At 59.0% G+C, this 22,598-nt stretch carries 13 protein-coding genes; 7 read left to right on the top strand and 6 right to left on the bottom strand.

The annotated features are described in order from the left end of the window. Positions 1–94: 94 nt before the first annotated feature. The 3 genes from AC5SEM_RS27795 to AC5SEM_RS27785 all read right to left on the bottom strand — a co-directional run bounded on the left by AC5SEM_RS27795 (position 95) and on the right by AC5SEM_RS27785 (position 7,745). Entirely contained in the window at positions 95–1,459 is a 1,365-nt protein-coding gene (locus AC5SEM_RS27795) for a DUF3999 domain-containing protein (protein ID WP_495471719.1), read from the bottom strand. Next, a complete protein-coding gene (locus tag AC5SEM_RS27790; RefSeq protein WP_495471718.1) occupies positions 1,456–5,040 on the bottom strand; it encodes a DUF2339 domain-containing protein in 3,585 nt (1,194 codons plus the stop codon). The genes AC5SEM_RS27795 and AC5SEM_RS27790 overlap by 4 nt, the downstream gene beginning before the upstream one ends. A gap of 254 nt (positions 5,041–5,294) precedes the next feature. Beyond that, positions 5,295–7,745 (bottom strand): glycogen/starch/alpha-glucan phosphorylase, encoded by a 2,451-nt coding sequence (locus AC5SEM_RS27785; protein ID WP_495471717.1) that lies wholly within the window; start codon positions 7,743–7,745, stop codon positions 5,295–5,297. A 259-nt stretch (positions 7,746–8,004) separates the two neighbouring features. Here AC5SEM_RS27785 and AC5SEM_RS27780 point away from each other — a divergent pair, with 259 nt between their 5' ends. After that, positions 8,005–8,442: a YkgJ family cysteine cluster protein gene (locus AC5SEM_RS27780; protein ID WP_495471716.1), complete on the top strand. Its 438-nt coding sequence runs from the start codon at positions 8,005–8,007 to the stop codon at positions 8,440–8,442. Positions 8,443–8,633: 191 nt separating this feature from the next. After that, entirely contained in the window at positions 8,634–9,161 is a 528-nt protein-coding gene (locus AC5SEM_RS27775; RefSeq protein WP_495471715.1) for a hypothetical protein, read from the top strand. 87 nt (positions 9,162–9,248) lie between these two features. Here AC5SEM_RS27775 and typA read toward each other — a convergent pair whose 3' ends face one another. Beyond that, positions 9,249–11,069 (bottom strand): translational GTPase TypA, encoded by a 1,821-nt coding sequence (gene typA, locus AC5SEM_RS27770; RefSeq protein ID WP_034153003.1) that lies wholly within the window; start codon positions 11,067–11,069, stop codon positions 9,249–9,251. Positions 11,070–11,208: 139 nt separating this feature from the next. Next, positions 11,209–12,663, bottom strand: a complete 1,455-nt coding sequence (thiI, locus tag AC5SEM_RS27765) for a tRNA uracil 4-sulfurtransferase ThiI (protein WP_077570341.1) — start codon at positions 12,661–12,663, stop codon at positions 11,209–11,211. A gap of 328 nt (positions 12,664–12,991) precedes the next feature. On the opposite strand from thiI, the gene glnA reads away from it, so the two are divergent. The 5 genes from glnA (at position 12,992) to ntrC (ending at position 18,563) form a co-directional block, all read left to right on the top strand. Further along, positions 12,992–14,398 (top strand): type I glutamate--ammonia ligase, encoded by a 1,407-nt coding sequence (gene glnA, locus AC5SEM_RS27760; protein WP_007909254.1) that lies wholly within the window; start codon positions 12,992–12,994, stop codon positions 14,396–14,398. 282 nt (positions 14,399–14,680) lie between these two features. After that, on the top strand, positions 14,681–15,193 hold the full coding sequence (locus tag AC5SEM_RS27755) for a DUF4124 domain-containing protein (RefSeq protein ID WP_495471714.1): 513 nt from the start codon (positions 14,681–14,683) through the stop codon (positions 15,191–15,193). Beyond that, positions 15,190–15,813, top strand: a complete 624-nt coding sequence (locus AC5SEM_RS27750) for a DUF4124 domain-containing protein (RefSeq protein ID WP_123592963.1) — start codon at positions 15,190–15,192, stop codon at positions 15,811–15,813. The genes AC5SEM_RS27755 and AC5SEM_RS27750 overlap by 4 nt, the downstream gene beginning before the upstream one ends. A 231-nt stretch (positions 15,814–16,044) precedes the next feature. Next, positions 16,045–17,130: a nitrogen regulation protein NR(II) gene (gene glnL, locus AC5SEM_RS27745; protein WP_007909240.1), complete on the top strand. Its 1,086-nt coding sequence runs from the start codon at positions 16,045–16,047 to the stop codon at positions 17,128–17,130. Further along, positions 17,127–18,563: a nitrogen regulation protein NR(I) gene (gene ntrC, locus AC5SEM_RS27740; protein WP_007909238.1), complete on the top strand. Its 1,437-nt coding sequence runs from the start codon at positions 17,127–17,129 to the stop codon at positions 18,561–18,563. The genes glnL and ntrC overlap by 4 nt, the downstream gene beginning before the upstream one ends. A gap of 608 nt (positions 18,564–19,171) precedes the next feature. On the opposite strand, the gene AC5SEM_RS27735 is transcribed toward ntrC, so the two are convergent. Beyond that, entirely contained in the window at positions 19,172–22,462 is a 3,291-nt protein-coding gene (locus AC5SEM_RS27735) for a leucine-rich repeat domain-containing protein (RefSeq protein WP_495471713.1), read from the bottom strand. Between the last annotated feature and the right edge of the window lie 136 nt (positions 22,463–22,598).

The raw sequence follows: 22,598 nt of genomic DNA, 5'->3' as shown, positions 1-22,598 counted from the left end.
GCTCACTCCTACAGTTGACCGTATTCCAACTGAAGAAATGCGATCCCCTGTAGGAGTGAGCCTGCTCGCGATCGGGTGCGCAGCACCCGCCCTTTCAGGATTTAGCGGGAGGCTTGCGCAACAAGCTGAACGCCATCGCCCCGAGAAAAACCACACTCAGCAACAACACCGCCCACAAGCCGATCTTCTTCCAATTGGTCTCAGCCACCGCCGCCGTGGTCGCCGTCGAAGTCTGCGTAACCACCGCCTCACCCTGCACCGACGCCTTGCCCAGCGCCGCCAGTTTCTCCGGTTTGAAATCCGGAATCAGCGTCGACAACGGCAGATTCGCCGTTTTCACCGTCGAATTGCCCAACGCCAGACTGTAAGGCCCCTCCCCGCGTGCGAGGAAAATCACTTGGGTCGCCCGCACCGCATATTTCACGCTTGGCGCCTGCTCGCCCAGACCACCGCCACGCTCATCCACCGTCAGCTTCAACTGCTGCACAGTCTGCCCGTAAAGCTGCAATTCATTCTGCACCACGTCCTGACCATTCTGGGTCAGGCGATAGAGCAAGCCGCTGCTCAGCTCCTGCCACGGCAAGCTGCTTTCACGGCGGCCCGCCAATGTCACCGGTGCCAGACTGTTCGGTTGTTTGATTTCGACCTGCACCCGCTCGACATTCAGCCCCATCGGCAGTTGCCAAGTGTATTCACCGGCCTTGGTGCTGCTGCCGGCCAACTCTTGCGACCAGACCAACGGCAGCGGAACATTGCGCGGATCACTGCTTTTCAATTGGGCCGCCGTCAGGATCGGCGCCGAGTTCGGCGACTCCCACAGCAACCGCACGTAGCGCGCCGATTGTCCCGGCAACGTCACCTCGTGCTGCTCGATGCGCTCATCGGAAAAAGTCAGTCGTGCCACCTGACCTTCGCCCCACGGCTGCCAGTGCTGCAAGTCATCGCTGGCCTCGATACTGAAACGCTGAAAGCCGTCGCGCTCGCTGGTCCAGTCGAGGATCAACTGCTGCAACGGCGCCTTGATCGCGCTGGCATCGAGCAGCCAGCCGCGCAGAACCTCTTCACCCGCCTCCAACTGGCTGGACGGCTGCACCTCGACCAGCGTGCCGTTGGTGGTCGATTGCACGCGCACGTTCGGCGCGCGTTCGCTGGCGTCGGCGGCGTTGTACAGCGGGAACCACTTCACCTCGTGCAACTGACCGTCGTCGCGGGTCTGTGCCGATTCGCGTGCCAGGGCGTAAGCCTGCGGTTCGCCGGCGGCGTTGAACACACGCAGATCACTGAGATCGGTCTGGCGCGCCTGCAATTGCACGCTCAGCGGCAATTCGAGGCGGTACCACGGACCGTTGCCGCTGAGCGACAACGGCACCTGCGTGGCAAAGTCCGCCGGTTTGTCCTGTGCGCCGGCCACCATCACCACGCCCAACGCCAACCAACCCAGATTCAGCATGCGACTCAAGATGAAACTCCTTCGGTGTCCGGGGCCGGTTTGTCCGCCGCCGGCTCAGCTTCAACGCGTTTGGGCGGCAGCGGCGCGAAGTAGCCGACCACCAGCAGCAACACGCCGACGCCGATAAACGAGACGATCCGGGCGAGGCCGCCGCGGTTGCTCAATTCGACAAAAATCAGTTTGGCCACCACCAGCGCAATCAGCGCCGCGCCGATCAGCCAGACCTCGCGGCGATGGCGCAGATGCCCGCCGATCATCAGCCCGAGCGCCATCAGCGTCCAGACGATCGACAAACCGGCCTGCACCAGCATCGAGGCGAGCAGCGTATCCAGCTCGAACGGGATCCCGGCCCAATGGTGCGCGGCGCGGGTAACCATCGCTGTGCAGAAGGCGAACAGCGAAACTCCGGCGATCAATTGCGTGCCGTAATCGGCGTAGTCCTGACGGATCGACAACTGCGAAATCGCACTGCGCGACCACACATAGACGCCGAACAATGCGAACAGCAGGCCCAGCTCCAGCGGATTCAAGAGGGGCACGTACGGCAACGGTTCGGCATTGCCATCGCTGACACCATTCGCCAGCCAGAACCACGCCAGCATCAACACCGCCAACGGCGCGGCGGCATATAAGCGGTATTCGCGGGCAAACGTGGCGACCGGCCATGGCCAAGTGCGCGGTGCCGCTGCCAGCAACAGATAAACGCTCGGCAGAATCGCCCAGCCCAGCCAGCGCCAGGCGTTGTATTGCTCGGACAACAGCAGCAGACCGTAGCGCAACTCCAGCGCCAGCACGCCGATCAGCAGCCAGCAGCCGAGCACATGCGCCGTGCTCAAGACGCGCGCCGGCAGCATCGGCGCCAAACGTCGCAGGCTGAAGAAATGCACGGCGAACACGGCTGCCCACGCCAGCCAACCGAAATCGGCCGCCGGGTGATAACGCGAGTGCCACGCGGCGATCAGGACAAGTCCGGCAGCCGGAATCAGCAAAGTGCAGAGCAAGCCCAGCGCCGGCCATTTCAAACGTAGCGACAACACAGTCCACAACGCCACGCTGACGGCGGCGACCAACAGCAATAAGGTGCCTTGCAGAGTCGGCGATGCAAAGCGCAGCACCTCGCTGACCCACGCCAACGCCCACCAACCGGCGCCCCACACCAGCAACACTTCTGACAAACGCTGCAAACTCAACGCATCGAATGCCGAGGCATGATTGCCCAGTTGCAGGCGCCACGCGCCGATCATTGCAGCCAGACCCAGCACCAGCGGCGTCCAGAATCCGCCATGGGCCAAAGGCTTCAGACCTTCGCTGGACAGCGGCCCAAGCAACTCGGGGCCGGCCAGCAAAAACGCCGCGCCACCGATCAACTGCAACAGCAGACCGAAGACAAAACTCACGCGCTGCTTGAGGTACAGGCTCAGCCAGATGATCAGCAAACCACTCGCCGCCCACACAGCGCTCGCCGTTTGCCACGGCAGCACAAACAGCACCGCCAGATTGATCAGCACCAGACCGGCCAACAGCACCACCGACAAACCGCGCAGCAGACGCACATCGCCACGCACCATCTCATCGCGAGCCGCCAACAGCATGCCGGCAATCAATGCCAGACCGATCAGCGAAGCGCTGAGCAAGCCGCTCCAACCGGCGCTGAACACTGCGGCGGAATCTTCCCCTGCACCTTGCAGACGTAGCAGGAACAAAGCGCCGCCGAGCAGCTGCACGGCAAATGCGCTGAACAGGAACGTACGCGATTGAATCCGCAGACCGACAAACAAAGTCGCCAGCCCGGCCAGCGCCCAACTGATTGCCGTGGCCTGAACGAAGAAAAATAGCGGTGCCAGCAGATAGAGGAAGGTCAGGCCCAGAGACGCCAACACCGGCAGACCTTGTCGCTCCCAAGGCGATGCCTGTTCCGGCGCGGCCTTGCGCAGTTGAAAGAAACTGAACAGCAGGGCAATGCCAAGCATCAGCGCGCCCAGCGGCGCACCGTCGAGCAGACTGCTCTCGCCAACCCGCAACTGACTGAGGAACGCCAGCGCGGAGCCGAGTTGTAGCAGCAAGGCAAAGGCCCGGGCAAACGGCCGATGCTGACGCAAACCGAGCCAGAAAATCCCCGCACCTTCCACCGCCCACGCCGCCGACGTCCAGCGCGCATCCAGTCCCAGCGGAATCGCCAGGCTGGCAAAAATCACCCCGAGCGCCAGACAGGTTTCGCCCAGCAGCACCGCACGACCGCCCATCAATACCTTGGCCAGCGCCATGTAGATCATGCCCAACGCCAGCGCGCTGAACGCGGCGGCAAACTCCAGATGCTGCACCAGCGCAAACTGCAAACCGAAGCCAATGATCGGCGGGCCGAACAGCATCGTCCCATCGACGTAATCGCCCTTGCGCGCTGACCAGTGCAGCAAGGCATCACGGTCGCTGTCTGCCGGCGCGTCAGACATATCGAGCAATTTGCGCCGGGCAAACAGCAGGCCGATGGCGAGGTACATCAGGAAGAACAGAATCAGGAACGGCTCGGTGCTCCACAACAGCTCCGGCGCATACGAACGCAGGCCCCAGGCGAAACCGATGCCGAAGGTGCCGACGAAGCCGATCAGGTTGAGCAGGCGCCAGGCCTTGAACCAGGCGATGGCGAGAATGCCGGCGTTGAGCAGCGCGAAATAGCTGAACAGCGCGACATGGTTACCGGCGCCGGTCGAGGTCAGGATCGGCGCGGCGAAACCGCCCAACGCAGCCGCTGCGGCAAGCCCCAAGGCATCTTGGGTAATGGCGAGAATCGCCGAGAAAATCGTGACCGCCACCAGCAGGCCGAGCGCAGCGGAAGGATCAAGCAACGGATGCAGACGCATCGCCGCAAACACCGTCAGGTACAGCACCGCAATCCCGGTGCCTTGCAGCATCAACGCGTAATTGCTGTTGCGCCGACGCAGCCACCAACCCAGCGCGAGCAGGCCCAACGCGGCCGCCGCGACACCGGCGTAACGCAATTCGATCGGCACGACCATGCCTTCGGTGGCATAGCGCAACAGGAACGCCAAGCCGAAAAACAACAACACCACGCCGACACGCAGCACGGTGTTGCCGCCGAACAACCAGTTGCGCGCAGCACTGATGCCGCGTTCGATCAGGTTCGGGCCACGGGGTTCGGCGGGTTTTGACGGTTCGGGCGTGACGGCGTCGAGGCGCCAGACATCAGCGGGCAGCGGTTGACTGGTTTCACTGGCGACGGCGGAAATCGGTTCGAGTTCGGGCGGCAGTTCCCAGACCAGTTCGGGGGCCGGGGCTTCTTCGGCGGCTTTGATAGATTCGACGACAGGCTCGGTAACCGGCACCGCACTCGGTGGTGGCGCGGCATGAATGGGCGCGCCTTCCAGTAAAAACAGACGTTGCTCGACGCCCTGCAAAGCGACCTTCGCCTGATCAAGTTGACGTTGCTGCTCCATCGCCTGCGAGCCAAGTCGCGCGATGCGGATCGTCTGCCCGATCACCAGCCCCAGCAACGCGCCTAATAACGCATCACTGAACGACTCGTCGAGCAGCCAGCCGAGCACCAGCCCGATCAACATGAACATCCATTGCATGGTCGATATCCCTAAGCAGCCCCAAGACGGGGCGAGTCCGGCGATTGCTTCAGTCTAGGCACAAACCCTGTGGGAGCGAGCCTGCTCGCGAAAGCGGTTTGTCAGGCAACATTTCTGTTTAACATGACAACCGCTTCGCGAGCAGGCTCGCTCCCACTTTGGATTGGTGGTGACTGGAGCAGCCGGTAACCGGCGCTCAGTATATCGATGCGGCCCAACAAACGTTGGGCCTTACGCAAATTTGTGGCGGAAAGTTACTCCAGCGCTTTCCAGATATCCGTGGCGTACTCGCGAATCGTCCGGTCCGAGGAGAACCAGCCCATCCGCGCCGTGTTAAGCACTGCCGAACGCCACCAGTTGTTGGAATCATGCCAGTGCGCTTCAACACGCTTCTGCGCTTCCCAGTAGGAGTCGAAATCGGCGCAGACCAGGAAGCGGTCGTAATCCACCAGCGAATCGATCAGCCCGGTATAACGCGAGGTGTCATCCGGCGAGAACACCCCGCTGCGAATCGCTTGTAGCACATCGTTCAAACGATGCGACGCGGCGATGTCCGGCAACGCGCTGAACTCGTGGTTCTGTTTGCGCGCTTCCACCTGCTGGGCGCTGAGGCCGAAGATGAACATGTGCTCGGCACCGATGCGTTCGCAGATTTCCACGTTGGCCCCATCCAGCGTGCCGATGGTCAACGCGCCGTTGAGGCCGAACTTCATGTTGCTGGTGCCCGACGCTTCGAAGCCGGCAGTGGAAATCTGCTCGGACAAGTCCGCCGCCGGAATGATGCTCTCGGCGAGGCTGACGTTGTAGTTGGGCAGGAACACCACTTTCAGCAAGCCGCGTACAGTCGGATCGTTGTTCACCACCCGGGCGATGTCGTTGGTCAGCTTGATGATCAGTTTGGCCTGGTGATAACTCGCCGCGGCTTTACCGGCGAAGATTTTCACCCTCGGCACCCAGTCGACTTCCGGCTCGGCGCGAATCGCCTGATACAGCGCCACAGTGTGCATCAGGTTGAGCAACTGTCGTTTGTATTCGTGGATCCGTTTGACCTGCACATCAAACATGGCCGCCGGGTTGACCGCGATACCCAGCCGTTCGTGAATCAGATAGGCCAAAGCCTTTTTACTGTGCAGGCGTTGCTCGGCGAAGGCTTTGCGGAACGCGGTTTTTTCGGCGAACGGCTCGAGATCGAGCAGACGCTCTTCGGGGTTATCCAATAGATCCGGGCCGAGCGCATCGACCAGCATCGAAGTCAGTTCGGAGTTGGCCTGATACAGCCAGCGGCGGAAGGTAATGCCGTTGGTTTTGTTGTTGATTCGCTCCGGATACAGCTTGTGCAGTTCGGCGAACACGGTTTTGCGCATCAACTGCGTGTGCAGTCCGGACACACCGTTGACGCTGTGTGAACCGAGGAACGCGAGGTTGCCCATGCGCACCCGGCGACCGTTGTCTTCTTCGATCAGCGACACCGCACGGAGCACGTCAAAATCGTGAATGCCTTTGGCCCGCAGCGAATCAATATGCTGAGCGTTGATCAGGTAAATGATCTGCATGTGTCGCGGCAGCATGCGTTCCATCAAACCCACCGGCCAGGTCTCCAGCGCTTCTGGCAGCAGCGTGTGGTTGGTGTATGACAGCGTGTCGACGGTGACTTGCCACGCCGCATCCCACGCCACATCGTAGACGTCGACCAATTGCCGCATCAGTTCAGCGACGGCAATCGAAGGGTGGGTGTCGTTGAGCTGGATGGCTGCGTGATCGCCAAGGGTCAGCACCGAGGTGTGCATGTTGCGATGGCGGCGCAGCAGATCCTGCAGCGAGGCGGCGACGAAGAAGTATTCCTGACGCAGGCGCAGTTCCTGCCCCGCTTCGGTGCTGTCCGCCGGGTAGAGCACGCGGGAGATACTTTCGGCGCGGGCCACTTCGGCAACCGCGCCCAAGTGGTCACCGGCGTTGAAGCGCTCCAGGTGCAAGTCTTCCATGGCGCGGGCACGCCACAGGCGCAACGTGTTCACGCTCGCCCCGCGCCAGCCGACCACCGGCGTATCGTAGGCAATCGCGCGGACGGTCTCTGCCGGCGACCAGACTTGTTTGGATTTGCCGCTGACATCGGTGACGGTTTCGACACTGCCGCCGAAGCCGATGGAGTAGACGACTTCCGGCCGTTCGAACTCCCACGGGTTGCCGAAATCCAGCCAGTGCTCGGTCTGCTCCTGCTGCCAGCCATCGACAATGGCCTGGCGGAACAAACCGTGCTCATAGCGGATGCCGTATCCGTGTCCAGCGATGCCGAGGGTCGACATGCTTTCCATGAAGCATGCGGCCAGACGACCGAGGCCGCCGTTGCCAAGCGCAGCATCGGGCTCCAGTAAACGAATACGCTCCAGGTCGACACCGAGTTCGGTCAACGCTTCACGGGCGACGTCGAGCAGACCGAGGTTGCTGAGGCTGTCGTAGAGCAAACGGCCGATGAGGAATTCCAGCGAAAGGTAATACACCCGCTTCTGGCCTTTACGGTAGATCTGCCGGGTGTGGTCCATCCAGTGCTCGACCATGTGATCACGCGCAGCCAAAGCGATGGCTTCGAACCAGTCATGGTCGAAGGCGTGATCGGGGTCTTTGCCCACCGCGTAGGTGAGTTTGGTCAGGACGGCGTCGCGGAATGCGGCCACCTCTGCTTCGCGAACTAGTGGTTCTTGAGTCATCGATAGGACCTCGAGCGAGCGGGGAATTGTCTGAGCCTAGACGGTCTGACCGACGGTAGCGGCTCTGGTTCGGCAGTATTTCCCGAGACTGTGAGATAGCCCGGCATTACCTTGGCGAGTGAGCTAATGAATGCAGGGGCCGTGCCGAATTGTCCGGTAATGTGCCTGTATGCAGAAAAATCTGGCGAAAGGTTGTTCAAAAATCCACCAGTCCCGGTATGATCGCGCGCCCTGATGCACACACGCCTGGTAACTCCCGATGATGAAGCCCAACCTGATTGCCGCCGCCGAGATCGACCGTCTCGATACGTGGGCAAAATACTCAGCCCCGATGTGCGGTTCCTGCGTATCCAGCTGCTGCACGCTGCCGGTTGAGGTGAAGATCAAGGATCTGGTGCGCATCGGTGTGGTCGACGAGTTCGAACTGGGCGACCCGCCGAAGAACATCGCCAAGCGTCTGCAAAAGGAAGGCCTGGTCGAGCGCTTCAATCAGAAGTCCGGGATCTTCACCCTGCAGCGCATGAGCAACAACGATTGCTACTACCTGGATCGTAAGAGCCGCCTGTGCACCATTTATGACAAGCGCCCGGATACCTGCCGCAATCACCCGAAGATCGGCCCGCGGCCGGGGTATTGCGCTTATAAGCCGAAGGAAGTGGTGCGCGAGCAGAATTTCCGCGCGATCGACAAGTTCTGACCCATCACCCCGGGGCTGGCCAAAGGCGGACTCCGCAGTGAAAGTGCCATCTGTAGATTGTTCTGACAGAGGCGGGTAACTAACCGCCTCCCTTTCGTCGCAATTTCCCATGCTTCATCTGGCATTCACCCGACAGAAAAAGCCCTTCACGGACACTAGTGTGGAGCATCACTCCCTCAGAGAAGATGCTCATGCGTTATTTAAAAGTGACCGCCCAGGACCGTAGTGGCAACGGCAAGGCCGATGCCGTGCAACTGCACTTCCACAACGGCCCTGCCAGCCTCGTACACGAAGCCTTTGCACTGGACATGTCCGCCGATGGCCGGATTGAATTCGGCTTCGCCGGCGACATCAACAGTGACGGCGAGCAGAATTTTCAGGATCAGTTGCTACTGACGGCCTTTGCCGAGGTCTTCCTGCAGCTCAACTGGTTCAATGCCGGCGATAACTGGGAGCGCTATCTGAAAATTGGCGCAACCGACCATCATCAGGACGGCACACCCAATGTGGTCACGCTTCAATTCAGTGAAGATGATGGCGAGCTCGGCAAACCCATCAAGATCCGACGCGCAGCCGCGTACGATGGTGACAATGACGGCAGCCTCGACTCCTTCACTAACTCCGATGTGAACGGCGATGGCATAGCCAACAAAGCGGACAAGGCTGTACTGCGCAAGATCGCGGAAACCTTCCTCGCGTTTCGCTGGTTCGACGCTTGATTCGCCCAATGCTTCGCTGCTGATCCCAGACAAACAAAAACGCCCCCGGTCTCGCGACCGGGGGCGTTTTTTCAAGCTCGGGCTAAATTACGCCTTGGCTTTCTTGGCAGCGCGGGTACGCTCGCTTTCGTCCAGGATCTTCTTGCGAAGACGGATGGACTTAGGAGTAACTTCGCACAGCTCGTCTTCCTGGATGTATTCCAGAGCCTGTTCCAGAGTGAAGCGAACAGGTGGAACCAGAGCGATGGTTTCGTCTTTACCCGAAGCACGCATGTTGTCGAGCTTCTTGCCTTTGGTTGGGTTTACACCCAGGTCGTTGTCGCGGCTGTTCTGACCAACGATTTGACCGTTGTAGATCTCCTGGCCGTGTTCTACGAACAGCTTGCCACGAGCCTGCAGGGTTTCCAGCGAGTAGGTCAGTGCCTTGCCGGTTTCAACCGAAACCAGAACGCCGTTCTGACGGCCGGACATGTGGCCCGACTTGACGGTGTCGTAGCGATCGAAGATCGAGGTCAGGATGCCAGCACCGTTGGTCAGGGTCAGGAACTGGTTACGGAAACCGATCAGACCGCGAGCAGGGATGTTGTATTCCAGACGAACACGGCCCTTGCCATCAGGAACCATGTTGCTCAGGTCGCCTTTACGCAGACCCATCTCTTCCATGACCTTGCCCTGAGCTTCTTCAGGGATGTCGATGGTGACGTTTTCGAACGGTTCTTGTTTAACGCCGTTCACTTCACGAATGATCACTTCAGGACGGCCCAGGGCCAGCTCGAAGCCTTCGCGACGCATGGTTTCGATCAGTACCGAGAGGTGCAGCTCACCACGGCCGGAAACCTTGAACTTGTCAGCGGTGTCGCCTTCTTCAACGCGCAGTGCAACGTTGTACAGCAGTTCTTTGTCCAGACGGTCCTTGATGTTACGGGACGTCACGAACTTGCCTTCTTTACCGCAGAATGGCGAGTCGTTTACCTGGAAGGTCATCGAAACGGTTGGCTCGTCAACGGTCAGAGGCTTCATCGCCTCGACAGTGTCCGGGTGGCACAGGGTGTCGGAGATGAACAGCGAGTCCATACCGCTGATGCAAACGATATCGCCTGCTGCAGCTTCTTCAACGTCGATGCGGTGCAGACCGTGGTGACCCATCAGTTTCAGGATACGGCCGTTACGGCGCTTGCCGTCGGCACCGATCGCCACAACCGGAGTGTTCGGCTTGACGCGGCCACGAGCGATACGGCCAACGCCGATAACACCCAGGAAGCTGTTGTAGTCCAGAGCGGAGATCTGCATCTGGAACGCGCCATCACGGTCAACAGCCGGAGGCGGAACGTGGTCGACTACCGCTTGGTACAGCGGAGTCATGTCTTCCGCCATGGCGGTGTGATCCAGACCGGCAATACCGTTCAGGGCCGAGGCGTAAACAACCTGGAAGTCCAGTTGTTCTTCGGTAGCACCGAGGTTGTCGAACAGGTCGAAGATCTGGTCCAGAACCCAGTCCGGACGCGCGCCTGGACGGTCAACCTTGTTGATTACCACGATTGGACGCAGGCCGGCTTCGAAAGCCTTCTTGGTCACGAAACGGGTTTGCGGCATAGGGCCGTCTTGAGCGTCAACCAGCAGCAGAACGGAGTCAACCATCGACATTACACGTTCAACTTCGCCGCCGAAGTCGGCGTGGCCCGGGGTGTCCACGATGTTGATGTGGTAGCCGTTCCAGTTGATGGCGGTGTTTTTCGCCAGAATGGTAATACCGCGCTCTTTTTCCTGGTCGTTGGAGTCCATCACGCGCTCGTCGTTGAGCTCGTTGCGCTCCAGAGTGCCGGATTGACGCAGGAGTTTGTCTACCAGGGTGGTTTTACCATGGTCAACGTGGGCAATGATGGCGATGTTGCGTAGATTTTCGATCACTTGTGTATCTCGATCAGAGGATTCGGTTTGCTGACAAGTCTTGGCAGCGATTAGCAGTAGTGTCCGGCATGGCCGTTACAGCTTGACGGCGGTGTCGGGGGGCCGGTGACGCAGGCCACAGGCAAACAGCCCCGGGCACTTAGCTCGGTCGATAAACGCGCACATTGGCATGCCCCTCACTGAGCAAATGGTGAGCATGCAGGCGACTCATCACGCCTTTGTCGCAATACAGCAGGTACTGGCGAGTCGGATCCAGCTCCTTGAAACGAGCGTTCACTGCGTAGAACGGCATCGTCTGTACTTCTACGCCAGCGAGTTCCAGCGGCTCATCCTCGGCGGCATCCGGGTGACGGATGTCGATCACGATCTGGCCGGCCAGTGCTTCGCTGACTTCTTCAATCTGTACGTCCTGGCCCAATTCGTCGATCACCCGATCGATCGGCACCAGTTTGGCGTTTTCGAGCGCACGCTCGAGGACTGCCATGTCGAATTCTTTCTCTTCGTGCTCAACGCGACCGCGTTTGGCGGCAGTTTTCGGGTTGACCGAAATGACCCCGCAGTATTCCGGCATGTGCCGGGCGAAATCGGCGGTGCCAATCTCGTTGGCCGTGTCGATGATGTCCTGCTTGTGCGCCACGATCAGCGGACGCAGGACCAGCTTGTCGGTCACACAGTCGATCACCGACAGGTTCGGCAGCGTCTGGCTCGACACCTGGGAGATCGCCTCGCCGGTAACCAGCGCCTCGATGTGCAGACGGTCGGCGATGTTGGAGGCCGCGCGCAACATCATACGCTTCAATACGACGCCCATATGACTGTTATCGACTTTGCCGAGAATTTCGCCCAACACTTCTTCGAACGGAACACTGACAAATAGCACGCGTTGCGAGCTGCCGTACTTCTTCCAGATGAAATGCGCGACTTCCATTACGCCCAATTCGTGGGCACGACCGCCCAGATTGAAGAAGCAGAAGTGCGTCATCAGGCCGCGACGAATGATCTGGTAGGCCGCAACGGTCGAGTCAAAGCCGCCGGACATCAATACCAGCGTCTGCTCCAGGGCGCCGAGCGGGTAGCCGCCGATGCCGTTGTGCTGGCTATGAATGACGAACAACCGTTTGTCGCGAACTTCGATACGGACTTCGATTTCCGGCGTTTTCAGGTCGATACCGGCAGCACCGCACTCACGGCGCAGCTTGCTGCCGACGTATTTTTCGACGTCCATCGAGCTGAACGTGTGCTTGCCGGCACGCTTGCAGCGCACCGAGAAAATCTTCCCGGCCAGCGCAGCGCCGTAGTGCTCTTTGCACTTCTCGGTGATGTCGTCGAAGTCGCCCAGCGGGTACTCGTCGATCTGCAGGAAGTGCGCGATGCCCGGCATGCAGGTCAGGCGCTCACCCATCTCTTTCAAGGCTTTGGCGTCGGTAACGCGGGTTTCCAGCTCGAGATTGTCCCACACACCGTTCACCACCACGGCCGGGTCCAGGTCACGGAGCACGGTGCGGATGTTCTTGGCCAACTGGCGGATGAATTTCGTCCGGACAGGTCGGCTTTTGATGGTGATCTCGGGGAAGACTTTTACGATTAGTTTCATGAAAACAGCGCGCGAACGGCCAGCCGAAAAAGGGGGGCGCGGATTATAGCGGAAATTGCTCAAGGTTTAACCAGTTAATGTGCAGAAGGTTTTGCACGCACCAAAACAGGTCATTTTCGAATCAAGACGCTACATTAGAGGGCGAGATTTTCAGCATTCAGGCGTTTGAAGCCTTAACAAGCGTGAATTTGGGGCAAAAAACCCATGCTGGGGCACTGGCATGCAATTTGCTCCCTTGTGAGGCAGGTTGCCTTGGCAGAGTATTCGCGCCGGCATCACCCAAATTCAAGGGCATCCACTACCAAGCCCGAAGCCACCCGGAGGACATATGTCGAAGACGGTTCAACTCATCAAAGATCATGACGTCAAGTGGATTGATCTGCGCTTCACGGACACCAAAGGCACTCAGCACCACGTGACCATGCCGGCTCGCGATGCGCTGGATGAAGACTTCTTCGAAGTCGGCAAGATGTTCGACGGTTCCTCCATCGCTGGCTGGAAAGGCATCGAAGCCTCCGACATGATCCTGATGCCGGTTGACGAAACTGCCGTTCTCGACCCGTTCACCGAAGACGCCACCCTGATCCTGGTGTGCGACATCATCGAACCTTCGAGCATGCAAGGCTACGACCGCGACCCACGTGCGATCGCCAAGCGCGCCGAAGAACACCTGAAAGCCACCGGTATCGGTGACACTGTGTTCGCCGGTCCTGAGCCTGAGTTCTTCATCTTTGACTCGGTGAAATTCAAGTCGGACATCTCCGGCTCGATGTTCAAGATCTACTCCGAGCAAGGTTCATGGATGTCCGATCAGGACATCGAAGGCGGCAACAAGGGTCACCGTCCAGGCGTCAAAGGCGGCTACTTCCCGGTGCCACCGTTCGACCACGACCACGAAATCCGTACCTCCATGTGCAACGCACTGGAAGAAATGGGCCTGACCGTCGAAGTTCACCACCACGAAGTGGCGACTGCCGGTCAGAACGAAATCGGCGTCAAGTTCAACACCCTGGTGAAGAAAGCCGACGAAACCCAAACCCTGAAGTACGTTGTGCACAACGTTGCTGACGCTTACGGCCGCACCGCGACCTTCATGCCGAAGCCACTGTACGGCGACAACGGTTCGGGCATGCACGTACACATGTCGATCTGGAAAGACGGCAAGAACACCTTCGCCGGTGAAGGCTATGCCGGCCTGTCCGATACCGCTCTGTACTTCATCGGCGGCATCATCAAACACGGTAAGGCCCTGAACGGCTTCACCAACCCTGCGACCAACTCCTACAAGCGTCTGGTACCAGGCTTCGAAGCTCCGGTAATGCTGGCCTACTCGGCTCGCAACCGTTCCGCTTCGATCCGTATTCCTTACGTGTCGAGCCCGAAAGCCCGCCGTATCGAAGCACGTTTCCCGGATCCGGCTGCCAACCCGTACCTGGCCTTCGCAGCTCTGCTGATGGCCGGCCTGGACGGTATCCAGAACAAGATCCACCCAGGCGACGCAGCTGACAAAAACCTGTACGACCTGCCGCCTGAAGAGGCGAAAGAGATCCCGCAAGTTTGCGGCAGCCTGAAAGAAGCCCTGGAAGAGCTGGACAAGGGCCGTGCGTTCCTGACCAAGGGCGGCGTGTTCTCCGACGACTTCATCGACGCTTACATCGCGCTGAAATCGGAAGAAGAAATCAAGGTTCGCACCTTCGTACACCCACTGGAATATGAGCTGTACTACAGCTGCTGATCCGGTAGCGCCGCGTTTCGTGGCGTGAGTGAAAGAGGCCTCCTTCGGGAGGCCTTTTTTATTGCGATTTATGGCTCGACGCAAATCCCTGTAGGAGTGAGCCTGCTCGTGATAGCGGTGGATCATTGAAGGTGATGCTGACTGACACTACGCCATCGCGAGCAGGCTCACTCCTACAGGGGATTTGTGGTGTCTGAATGATCTCTGAATGTTTACCGAGTTGGGCCAACCGCCGCGTCTGGCCTATGCTGCACCCCATCGCTTTCAATCCCGGTCGATTTCATGGGTCGCACCTTTCTCTACATACTGCTGCTGATCGCCCTGCCCGCCGCCGCGCAGATCTACAAGTACACCGACGCCAACGGCAACACGGTGTACAGCGATCACTCGCCAGACGGCGTGCAAGCGCAGCCAGTGGAGTTACCGCCGCTCAATCGTGTCGAGCCGCAGGCACCCAGCGCATCACCCGCGCCCGAAACCGCCAACCGTGAGCCTGCGCGCAACGCCTACGACATTCTTGAACTGGCCGGCCTGCCAACCGAAGAAGCCCTGCGCGCCAATAACGGCACCTTCACCGTCAACGTACTGATCAAGCCGCGCCTGCAACCGCCGCATCAATTAAGGCTGGTGCTGGATGACGTGCCCTACGGTCAGCCGAGCAACGTGCCGATCCTGCAACTGGTGAACGTCGATCGCGGCGAACACCGACTCGCCGTGCAGGTGATTGACGGGCAAACAATCATCCAGCAAAGCCCGCCAGTCGCCCTCAGCGTGCAGCGAGTGCACAAGCCATGATCCGCGCATGGCTGATCGTCGTGTTGGCGCTGATAACCCTTCAAGCCTCAGCCGAGGTCTTCACCTATACCGACGCACAAGGCAATCGCGTCTACACCGACCAGCCCCGAAGCAACGCCAAGCGAGTGCCCATCGCGACCAGCAATCGCATGTCCGCCAACCCCGCCGCCGCCGCGCCGATCACCACCGCGAAAAAATCCACGGAACAACCGCTGTTCCACTACGACATGCTGCGCATTCTGGTGCCCGAACCCGATGCAACCATTCGCAGCAGCGCCGGCGAAATCATCGTCAGCGTCACCAGCGAACCCGGTCTGCAACGCGGTCACCGCTATCGCCTGCTGCTGGATGGCCAAGCCACCGGCGAACCCGGGCTAAGTCCGGTGTTCCCGCTGAGCAACATCGACCGTGGCAGTCACAACCTGTCCGTGGAAATTCTCGATGCCGAAGGTCGCACCGTCGAACGCACCGCCAACCAGCCTTTCCACATGCTGCGCATATCCCTCGCGCAGAAACGCCAGGTCAAACCTTGCACCAAGGACGATTACGGCGTGCGCCCGGAATGCCCTTTGAAAGACAAACCTGAAGAACCGAAAAACCCCTTCCTGCGTTTCTTCTAACGCCGCTCAGCTTTGCGCACTATATTGGTGCAACAGGCTGCACCGTACCCACAATCCAACCCATTTTGGTTCGAAACTACCCGCGAGAGCTGGCCCTGTGCCACGCAAACGAGCGTCAAACGCCTGTTTCACGGGTTAAGCGCTTCTTTTCGGAGCCTTGGTTTGGTTTTTGCATTTTCCCGATACCGACGCTTGCTTGTTGCGCACGCTCCGCCCCCAAAAGAGGCTCCGATGACCATTAGCGACGCAATCCACCGTTTGCTGCTCGACAACCTGACCACCGCCACCATCCTGCTCGACGCCGAATTGCGCCTTGAGTACATGAACCCGGCGGCGGAGATGCTGCTCGCCATCAGCGGGCAGCGCAGCCATGGGCAATTCATTAGCGAGCTGTTCACCGAATCCACCGAGGCGTTGAATTCCCTACGCCAGGCCGTGGAACAGGCGCATCCGTTTACCAAACGCGAAGCCATGCTCACCGCGCTCACCGGCCAGACCTTGACCGTGGATTACGCGGTGACGCCGATCCTCAGTAACGGCGCGACCATGCTCCTGCTGGAAGTCCATCCGCGTGACCGCTTGCTGCGGATCACCAAGGAAGAGGCGCAACTGTCCAAGCAGGAAACCAGCAAGATGCTGGTGCGCGGCCTCGCTCACGAAATCAAGAATCCGCTCGGCGGCATCCGTGGCGCCGCGCAATTGCTCGCCCGCGAGCTGCCGGAAGACAGCCTGCGCGATTACACCAACGTGATCATTGAAGAAGCCGACCGCCTGCGCAATCTGGTCGACCGCATGCTCGGCTCGAACAAACTGCCGTCGCTGGCCATGTGCAACGTCCACGAAGTGCTCGAGCGCGTTTGCCAACTGGTCGAAGCCGAAAGCCAGGGCTGCATCACCCTGGTGCGCGATTACGACCCAAGCATTCCCGACGTATTGATCGACCGCGAGCAAATGATTCAAGCGGTGTTGAACATCGTGCGCAACGCGATGCAGGCGATCAGCAGCCAGAACGAGCTGCGCCTGGGCCGCATCAGTCTGCGCACCCGAACCATGCGCCAGTTCACCATCGGTCACGTCCGCCATCGTCTGGTGACCAAGATCGAGATCATCGACAACGGCCCCGGGATCCCGGCGGAACTTCAGGAAACCATTTTCTTTCCCATGGTCAGCGGACGCCCGGACGGTACCGGGCTGGGCCTGGCCATTACCCAGAACATCATCAGCCAGCACCAGGGTCTGATCGAGTGTGACAGCCATCCAGGCCACACCACGTTCTCGATCTTTCTGCCACTGGAACAAGGAGCCACATCGACATGAGCCGTAGTGAAACCGTGTGGATCGTCGATGACGACCGTTCTATCCGTTGGGTTCTGGAAAAGGCCTTGCAGCAGGAAGGCATGACCACCCAGAGCTTCGACAGCGCCGATGGCGTGATGAGTCGCCTGGCCCGTCAGCAGCCTGACGTGATCATTTCCGACATCCGCATGCCCGGTGCCAGTGGTCTGGACCTGTTGGCGCGGATTCGCGAGCAGCACCCACGGTTGCCGGTCATCATCATGACCGCTCACTCCGATCTGGACAGCGCTGTCGCCTCGTATCAGGGCGGTGCGTTTGAGTATTTGCCGAAGCCGTTCGACGTTGATGAAGCGGTGTCGCTGGTCAAGCGCGCCAATCAGCACGCACAAGAACAGCAAGGCCTGGAAGTCGTGCCGGCGCTGACCCGCACCCCGGAAATCATCGGCGAAGCGCCGGCGATGCAGGAAGTGTTCCGCGCCATCGGCCGCTTGAGCCACTCCAACATCACCGTGCTGATCAACGGCGAGTCCGGCACCGGTAAAGAGCTGGTCGCTCACGCCCTGCACCGGCACAGTCCGCGTGCGGCCTCGCCGTTCATTGCGCTGAACATGGCGGCGATCCCCAAGGATCTGATGGAATCCGAGCTGTTCGGCCATGAGAAAGGTGCGTTCACCGGCGCAGCAAATTTGCGTCGCGGGCGTTTTGAACAGGCGGACGGCGGCACGCTGTTCCTCGACGAAATCGGCGATATGCCGGCGGACACGCAAACCCGCTTGCTGCGCGTTCTGGCCGATGGCGAGTTCTATCGCGTGGGCGGTCATGTACCGGTGAAAGTCGATGTACGCATCATCGCCGCGACCCACCAGAATCTGGAAACCCTGGTACACGCCGGTAAATTCCGTGAGGACTTGTTCCATCGCCTCAACGTAATCCGCATCCACATCCCGCGCCTGTCGGATCGTCGTGAAGACATCCCGACCCTGGCCAAGCACTTCCTCAGCCGCGCCGCGCAGGAACTGGCGGTGGAGCCGAAGCTGCTGAAAAGCGAGACCGAGGAATACCTGAAGAACCTGCCGTGGGGCGGCAACGTGCGTCAGTTGGAGAACACCTGCCGCTGGATCACCGTGATGGCGTCCGGGCGCGAAGTGCACATCAGCGACCTGCCACCGGAGCTGTTGAACCTGCCGCAGGATTCGGCACCGGTGACCAACTGGGAGCAAGCGTTGCGTCAGTGGGCCGATCAGGCCTTGGCGCGTGGCCAGTCGAGTTTGCTCGACAGTGCGGTGCCAGCATTTGAGCGGATCATGATCGAGACGGCGCTGAAACACACCGCCGGGCGTCGCCGTGATGCTGCCGTTTTGCTGGGTTGGGGGCGTAATACCCTGACGCGCAAGATCAAGGAACTGGGAATGAAGGTGGATGGTGGGGATGATGACGAGGGGGATGAGGGTTAAACCTTGTTCGCTTGAGAGTGGTTGTGTACTCAGGATCCATCCCCCTCACCCCAGCCCTGGGAGCCGGTTTGTGTGATGTTAAAGGCCTGAGTCCGGCTCAGCATCTCAGGTCGGCGTAATTTGACCAGGCAACTCGGTCAACCCCCTCTCCCTCTGGGAGAGGGCCACCGTGCACCGCATCAATGCACAATGACCCGTGATCGCGCACAGCCGTATCGCCACAACCACTCCTAAAAACACTGAAGAACCCTTTATTCGAAAATACGAAAGCCCCGAATTACGGGGCTTTCGCGTTCCTGATCAGCTTTTTTGTTTCAACATTTTAAAACCTGGCACGCCCCCTGCAATACCTCTTGCAGGTGATTCGTTTCACCACCCGTTTCGGGGACCTTGGTACAGGCAGGCCGGGGATTCCCCTCTTTATACCGGGCGCACACCGCAACGCGATGCGCCCACCGTTTTGGGATCCTTGGTACAGGCAGGCCGGGGGTTCCCTCTTTACACCGGACCGACGCTGCTAGCGAAGTCCACCCCGTTTTGGGAACCCTGATACAGGCAGGTCAGGGATTCCCGCTTTTACAGCGCGCGCCGAGGCGTTCAGCCCGGTGTCAATCGAGCTTAGGCCGCTTGGGTAAATGATGCAGAGGCTGATTTTGCTGCCCCGAGTCATATTCCCGAATCTCGGCTTCCAGCCTGTCCAGCATTTTTCCGGGGCTCGGCTCTGTGAGTGCAATGTCGTTGAGCCGTACCTGCTCGCTAGGTCCACGCTCGCTGTAGATCTTGAGGAACCACCAGACCCGCCGCTGCAAAAGCGGATACTCGACATGAAATTCTGGTGTTCGACTGAGTTGCCAGATCGAACGCATCAGATCCGAGTGAGAACCGAAGCTGTCCCAGAGCTTCAGTTTTTCGGCTAACTCCCTTCCCTGCGACACATTTCGCAGCCAAAGGTTTGCCGACCGGTCATTACTCTGCTCTCCCAGCCAGATATCGGTGCCGGTACTGATACGTGCATGTATCAGCCGTCGAAGGGAAACCGGATCGGTAATAGGATTGCCACTGAGCTTGAAGCCGGCTCTGATTTCAATGGATTCGGGAATCGAAGTAATTCGATTGTTCGTCAGATCCAACACCTTCCCGGGAATCTCGTTGGTGATGCCCTCCGGAAATCTGTCTAATCCTGCATTGGAAAGATCCAGCTCCTGCAGCGCGGTCATTCCTTTGACTACAGGAGCAACAGACAGCGGGTTATGGCTGAGCTTCAGTACTTCCAATTGCAATGGCCCGTTGTCGGCATTGAGTCCTGGAATATGGTGTAGTCCGTTCTGCTCCAGATCCAATACACGCAACCCGGTCATGCCGGCCACTGAAAAATCAGGCGACAAGTTAGCCCTTTGCAGCTTCAACTCTCGTAACCGCGCAAGCCTTGCCAAGCCTTCAACATTGCCCGGCTCCACGGTGAACCTCAGGCCGGGATTATCAGAAGTCATTCCATATCCGAAAACCACCCTCAGACTTTCAAGATTGGGGAAAGTTGAAAGAAAACTTTCCGGAAAAGGCATGCTTACCCCCGTCAGTTCAAGGGAAACGATGGAGTTGAATGGTGTTGGGAGTGGCGAATGATCTGGCCATCCCGAAAGACTCGAAGACAGCTTGAAACCCACCGGCCGCTTATCGTGAAAGACCAGCTCGTCGGGTTCCCCTTGCCACGTGTACAGACGGCGCAACGTGGGACCCAACTCCTTTCCGTAGAGCCAAGAGGAATTCGTCCAGCGGCTGAGTTTCTGGTCCAGTTGAACAAGTCCAGCCTGGAGCCGTTTGAGCTCCACCTCCGCCGCGTCCTTGTCACCGAAGTGCAGGCGAAAATGATCTGCTTGTTGATCGGTCGCTTCCGGGAAGTATTTTCGGACCTGCGCTCGGGAAGTTGACTCAGCGGTATTGAGCAATTGCCCAACGTCGCTGCCGGTATCACTGCGTAGTGCCGAGCCCGCCAGCAGTGATTCACCTGACAGTCCTGTTTCTGCCTCCAGCCTTTCCAGCTTTTTCAAAGGGCTGGGTTCATTCTCCAAAATGTCCTTCAGCCTCGCCTGCACGCCAGGCTCAGCCTTACGGTAGTGCTCGAAAAACTGCCAGACCCGCTGCTGCAAAAGCGGGCGTTCAACCTGAAATTCGGGCGTACGCGCCAGGTCCCAGACGATTTTCCTCGCCACGAACCAATAGGCGTCAACGTCAACACTGTCCCAAAGCTTCAAATTTTCAGATAGTTCCTCTAGCGGCGAATGTCGTAGCCAGGCATTTGGCGAGCGATCAGTACTTGTTTTTCCCAGCCAAATGTCGGTGCCTGTTTTTGTACGCGCGTCCATCAGCCGCCGGAGCGTCGCCAGATCCGTTATGGGATTACCCATGAGATTGAAGCCCGCTCTGATTCCAACGGACTCAGGAATCGACGTAATACGGTTGTTCGAAAGATTCAGCACTTTCCCGGGAATTTCAGACGTGATGCCCTCCGGAAACCTGTCCAGACCGGTGTTGGAAAGGTCCAGCTCCTGCAGTGCAGTCCTGACGTTTAGTGAAGGCATAACAGAAAGCGGATTGTCGCCGAGCTTCAATACCTCCAGTCGTAACGGCCCGTTGTCAGCATCAAGTCCGAGTGGGAGCTGTTCTATACCGGTCTGCGTCAGATCCAATACACGCAACTCGGTCATCCCCGTCACGTCAGGTGCCACTTTCAAGGACGCATTCTGGTTCAGATCGAGGACCTGCAAGCTCAACCGCCCTGGCAGGCCATTCACTACGGCATTCAGATCCGCCACCCCCTGAATGTTGCCAAGTGCCAGAACTCGCAGTTCGGTCAGGCCTGTCAGCGAGAACTCGGCTGGCAAATTGCAGTTTTGCAGGTTCAGCTCGCGTAAATGGGGAAGCTTTGCCAATTCTTGAACGAAACCTCGCTCAATCCTGAGCCTCGATGCAGAGTTACCGCCAGGGAGAATGGATGGCCAGCCAACCACCGTCAGACTTTCAATGTTGGGAAATTGCGCAGATAAACGATACGAGTGTAAATCTCCACCCGCTCTCAGGGTTAGGGCGACAACAGCGTTGAATGTTGTTGAGACAGGAAAACCGAATTGCTGAGCACCAAGATCGATATCCATCTTGAAACCCACTAATCGGCCTTCGTGATAGACGCGCTCACTGGTTTCGCCCCGCCACTTGTAAAGTCTGCGTAGCTTGCTCGCCACTTCCTCGCTGACATTAGAGTGCATGCGCTCCAGCCCAGAGAACTCACGCTCGATCCGCTTCAGCTCCACCTCTGCCACATCCTTGTCGCCAAACCGGGCGATGAAGGCATCAGCGTCCAGGTCGGCCAATTCCGGAAGGTATCTTCGGACCTGCGCTCGAGTAGTTGGCTTAACGAGCGTACGCTGATACCACAGACCGCTATCGACATTACGCAGCATCACCGGACCTGGGAGCAGCTCGCTTGGCCGTCGGGCATGATGCAATCCAGTGCTCGGATCCACGGTGACAAGGACAAAAACGCCATCGGCCACCTCAGCGTAAGTACGATTGTTAAAAACCCTTAAGCCTTCGCCGTTGGCTTCTGGAAGTAACGCCCGGGCATTGATTACGTAATGGTCCAGCGTCGGTTGAGGCGCAAGCAGACGAGTTTCGACAGCGACCGCGTGAACGACGACCGGAGCCGGATGGACGACATCAATGTCTGTAGTGCCGGTTCCCCCGGCTCGCGACTGCGGATTGTCGAGGGTAATACCTGAGTCGACACCGCTGCGACTTGAGGGGCCGGGAAGCGTAATGTCCATGTCTGCCGGTCGGGTCGGACTGGTGGAAGCGTCCACTTTCACGTGGGAACTGCCACCGGTAGGTGGTTTTACTGGCATGTTTTTTCATCCTTGAAAAAGTCGCCCTTGGCATTCGCCCAAGGGACGAAGGGATCGGCATCCTGCCGGTTTAAAAGAGCAGCGCACGATAGCGTGCGCAGATGTTGAAGAAGATAGGAAAGGCAGACTGGCGCAG

It is taken from the genome of Pseudomonas sp. CH61 (genome assembly GCF_059429415.1).
This window is presented reverse-complemented; position numbering and strand designations above follow the sequence as displayed.